Source organism: Streptomyces cellostaticus, assembly GCF_023630175.1.
GTDB classification, from domain to species: Bacteria; Actinomycetota; Actinomycetes; order Streptomycetales; family Streptomycetaceae; genus Streptomyces; species Streptomyces cellostaticus_A.
On record NZ_JALLIN010000101.1, the window covers coordinates 1 to 4,051 of the forward strand.

General features: G+C 71.8%; 3 protein-coding genes. 2 read left to right on the plus strand and 1 reads right to left on the minus strand.

The window, feature by feature from the left end; translation table 11 throughout:
* The first annotated feature begins 54 nt into the window (after positions 1-54).
* Together MXD57_RS31070 and MXD57_RS31075 are read left to right on the plus strand one after the other, a co-directional pair.
* Positions 55-246, plus strand: coding sequence for a hypothetical protein (locus MXD57_RS31070; RefSeq protein ID WP_250405555.1), 192 nt, complete (start codon positions 55-57; stop codon positions 244-246).
* A gap of 142 nt (positions 247-388) precedes the next feature.
* Positions 389-1,444: an NUDIX hydrolase gene (locus MXD57_RS31075; RefSeq protein ID WP_250405556.1), complete on the plus strand. Its 1,056-nt coding sequence runs from the start codon at positions 389-391 to the stop codon at positions 1,442-1,444.
* A 434-nt stretch (positions 1,445-1,878) separates the two neighbouring features.
* On the opposite strand, the gene MXD57_RS31080 is transcribed toward MXD57_RS31075, so the two are convergent.
* A complete protein-coding gene (locus MXD57_RS31080) occupies positions 1,879-2,445 on the minus strand; it encodes an SMI1/KNR4 family protein (RefSeq protein ID WP_250405557.1) in 567 nt (188 codons plus the stop codon).
* Positions 2,446-4,051: the final 1,606 nt, after the last annotated feature.

Here is a 4,051-nt window from a genome sequence, read left to right on the forward strand (position 1 = left end):
GCGAATCCGCGTCATCGGCGTGACCCGCAGGGGGGTTCGGCAGTTGATCGGGGCATGAAGAAGCGCAGCATGCTCGCCATCGCCTCCCTCGCCACCGGCTTCGTCGTGGCCGCCGTCACCCCGTCCCACGCCGCGGAGCAGGGGCCCGTACGCGACCTCAAGCTCTCCAACACGCTCGGTGACGTCGACCACCTGGTCAACCAGGCGGCCCTCGCCGTGGCGGAGAACGCGCGGGGCGAGAAGTAGCCCCGGGACTCCCGGTGAAAGTGCCGGTGTCACCCTCGCGGGAGGCACCGGCACTGGCGTGTGCGCGCCCTCAACTGGACGTGGTTTCCGTGGCAGGGTGGAGCGGGCAAGCCACAGGGGGCCAACAGAAGAGGGGGAGTCCGTGACCGTCGTCTGGATCAACGGCGCGTTCGGTGCGGGGAAGACCACGACCGCACGGGAACTGATCGAACTGATCCCGAACAGCACGCTCTTCGACCCCGAGGTCATCGGAGCGGCACTCCCGCACCTGCTGCCGCCCAAGCACCTCGCCGAGGCCGGCGACTTCCAGGACCTGCCGATCTGGCGCCGACTGGTGATCGACACGGCGGCCGCGATGCTCGCGGAGCTGGGCGGCACGCTCGTCGTCCCCATGACCCTGCTGCGCCAGGAGTACCGCGACGAGATCTTCGGCGGTCTCGCGGCCCGCCGGATCCCCGTACGCCATCTGCTGCTCACCCCGGCCGAAACGATCCTGCGGGAGCGTGCCGCCGGGCGCGAGTTCCCGCCGGACCCGTCGGACGGCCGGCTCGGGCAGCGGCCGTGGGCGTACGACCACCTCGAGTCCTACCGGGCCGCCCTGGCCTCCTGGCTCACCGCCGACGCCCACCTCGTGGACTCCAGCGGCCTCTCCCCGTACGAGACGGCCGTCCGTATCGCCGAGGCCGTGGGCAGCGGTGCCGCGCGGCCCGCCGACATCGTGCAGACCCCCGAGCCCACGACCGAGACCCTCGCCGCCGGTGTGCTGCTCTTCGACGAGCAGGGCCGGGTACTGCTCGTCGACCCCACCTACAAGCCCGGCTGGGAGTTCCCCGGCGGGGTGGTGGAACGCGGGGAGGCCCCCGCCAGGGCCGGGATGCGCGAGGTGGCCGAGGAGACCGGGATACGGCTGCGGGAGGTGCCCAGGCTGCTGGTCGTGGACTGGGAACGGCCGGCGCCGCCCGGCTACGGCGGACTGCGTCTGCTCTTCGACGGGGGCACGCTGGACTCCGCCGAGGCGGCCGGGGTGCTGCTGCCGGGACCGGAGCTGCGCGGCTGGCGCTTCGCGACCGAGCAGGAGGCCGCCGGCATGCTGCCGCCGGTGCGCTACGAGCGGCTGCGCTGGGCCCTGCGCGCCCGGGAGCGGGGGGCCGCCCTGTACCTGGAGGCCGGCGTACCGGTGGTGGGCCGAGCGGCCTGACCGCACAGCCGCCCGCTCGCCCGTGCCGTCCGCCGGTGGACGGTCCGCCGTCGGCCGCTCCCCGCAGGGCGCCCGACGCTCCGCCCGGCACCGGCACCCCGGGCCCGAAGCAGGGGAACCGGCCCATGACGGGCCGGCCGCTGCCGGCGAACCGGCCCGCGGCTTCTCCGCATGCGGCGCCTTCGACGCCTCAGGCATCGGTGTACGCGCGCATGAGCGTCCTCAACCCGTCCGTGGCACGGCCGGGCAGCGGGCGGTGGGAGCGGGCCGGGGCGCTGGAGGTGACCGTGCCGTGGCCCAGGAGGGCCGCGGTGGTCGACGCGGCTGCCCACCCACTTCATCCGCAGGGGCGGAATCCCCCTTCACGTGCACCACTTCGGACCGCGTTCGAGATCGGCCGACCGGCTCGTCCGTCCGGGCTCAGGCAGTCGCGGTCAGGTGGTGGCCAGCCATGCTGCATACCAGTCGCGGAAGTCCGGCCCCGGGGTCAGGCCGCCCCAGTCGGGATCGTCGAGCCAGACCTGGCCGGCGCTGCCTCCCGTGACAACCAAGCGGTGGAACGTGCCACACCCCACCTCCGCAATGACCAGACTCCCTTCGACCGAGTAGTCGGCGCTGCCTCCCTTTCCCGGTCCGGGCCATTCGCTGGTGTACGGGAACGGCGTGGACAGGAAGCCCGGACGCCGATCCTCTCCGCGCAGGTCGCGCAGGGCGCCGTCCTCGTCCGCTTCCTCCATCAGGCCCATGAGGCCGCAGACCGGCCCCGCCCCTCCGTCGGCGACGTCCTTGAGGAAACTCCGATGGGCGGCGGGGAGCCGGACACCGTGCTGTCGCTCGAACGACCGGATCGTTTCCTCGGCCAGGGGAGTCCGGAGCCGGTATCCGTGGTGTGAGGCCCCGAAGCGCCGACAGCCAGGATCGTCCTGGGCCATGGCTGCCACACGGGCACGGACCCGTACGCCGTCCCAGGGCTCCCTCGGGTCGACGACGTCCTGGATCATGACGGCACAGTACCGGCATCCCGGCTCGTCACCGCGGCCGGATCAGCGGTTCATGGACAGGCCGGCCGGCGGGTCGCCCCGGTGGGTCGGCGGACCGTTGTGCCGATCATGGCCCATCGGACCATCGTCTCGGAGCGCGCGCCGGGTTGCCTTCGCAGGGCGGATCTCACATACGGTCTCAGCGGCGGCGAGCACCGGACACTCATGGCCTTGGCGTCGGCGCGTTGCTCCTCGGCCCCGTCCGTCCGCGGTGGAGCAGTTGTCGGCTGCCGCCGAGTTGTTCCTCACCGTGTGCCCGGACTGGTCGCCCTATCCCCGGTTGACGGCCGCAGGGCCGGGGGCCGGCCATGTCGGTGAGGACCCAGACGCAGCAGCGGTGCACCTTGGCGCCGACCTCTGCCGACGGCTCCTACCAGGCCCGCCTGGGTACTTCGCGACCAGGGCGTCCGCACGGAACTTCCCGCACTGGTCACGTTCACGCCGCGGAGCGCATGATCATTAGACACCACACGCACAGATGCCACAAGCATGCGTCACAACCGGGCGGCGGACCCGATCCTTGCTCCCTTCAGTCCGGCGGCCACCGGCGCTGCCTCAACTGCTCGCACACCGCCGGGAGGAGCAGCACGCATCGCCGGCATCCGTACGGCAGGCGGCGCTCTGTATTTCTGCCCTGGCCCGCGTGTGCCCAGCAGGTTCCGTTTCCGCAGTAGATCCCATGTGGTGCCCTGCGTTCCTCCGATTCCGCTTGCTTGCCGGCACGGATCGCCTCCCTGCCGTCTCGAGTCCCATGCTCTTGCGTCTGCTGCTGACTGTGTGAATAGAGTGACGACTGCTCCCGGTCAGTTGGGGAACTGCCTGCCCGTATCCGCGGGTTGGACGGGGGCTGACGACCAACACACGCTCAGCACAACGGGGACCACACACGCGCACGCCGCAACGGGTGGCCCCCTTGTGCCTTCAGCACGGGGGAACTTCGCCATGCGCAGACGGCTGCCTGCTCTTGCCCTGTCCACGATCGCTTCCGCGGTTCTGGCAGCTCCGCAAGCCCTGGCCCAGGACTCGTAACGGGGTTCCCGTCGGCCTGTCCTCTCCTGGCCGGACCAGCAGCACGTCCACGCCCTCCGGGGCCGGGACCAAGGGCGCATCGAGGAAGTCGCCCACCGGATTCAGCGACTCCCTGCGGCCAAGTGCGACTGGTTCACCAGCTCGGGCCGGAAGCGTACTTGGCCATCACCGCCACGCCTCCAGAGCAAGCGGACCACCTGGAGAAGACCGGGCCCGCAGACCGCGCCACCGCCTCCCACAGCCGGCCGACCCTCCACGCACTCGCGTCCACACTCCGGCCGCCACCGGGGGTTGGGCGGCCGAGCCCTGCCCCGATCGGGCAGGGGACACCTCCCAACCAGAAACGGGGAAGCTCTCTCTTGAGACGCAGAAGACGAGTCCACGTGTCCATGGCTGCCGTGGCAGCCTGCGCGGCCCTGACCGGAGGCCTGCTGCAGGCAGCGCCCGCCGCTGCCGCACCGAAGCCCAGTCCCGACCCCGGCGACAACGCACACGCCACGCCGGCCGTTCCCGGTCGCGTGACGGATCCGGACAACAA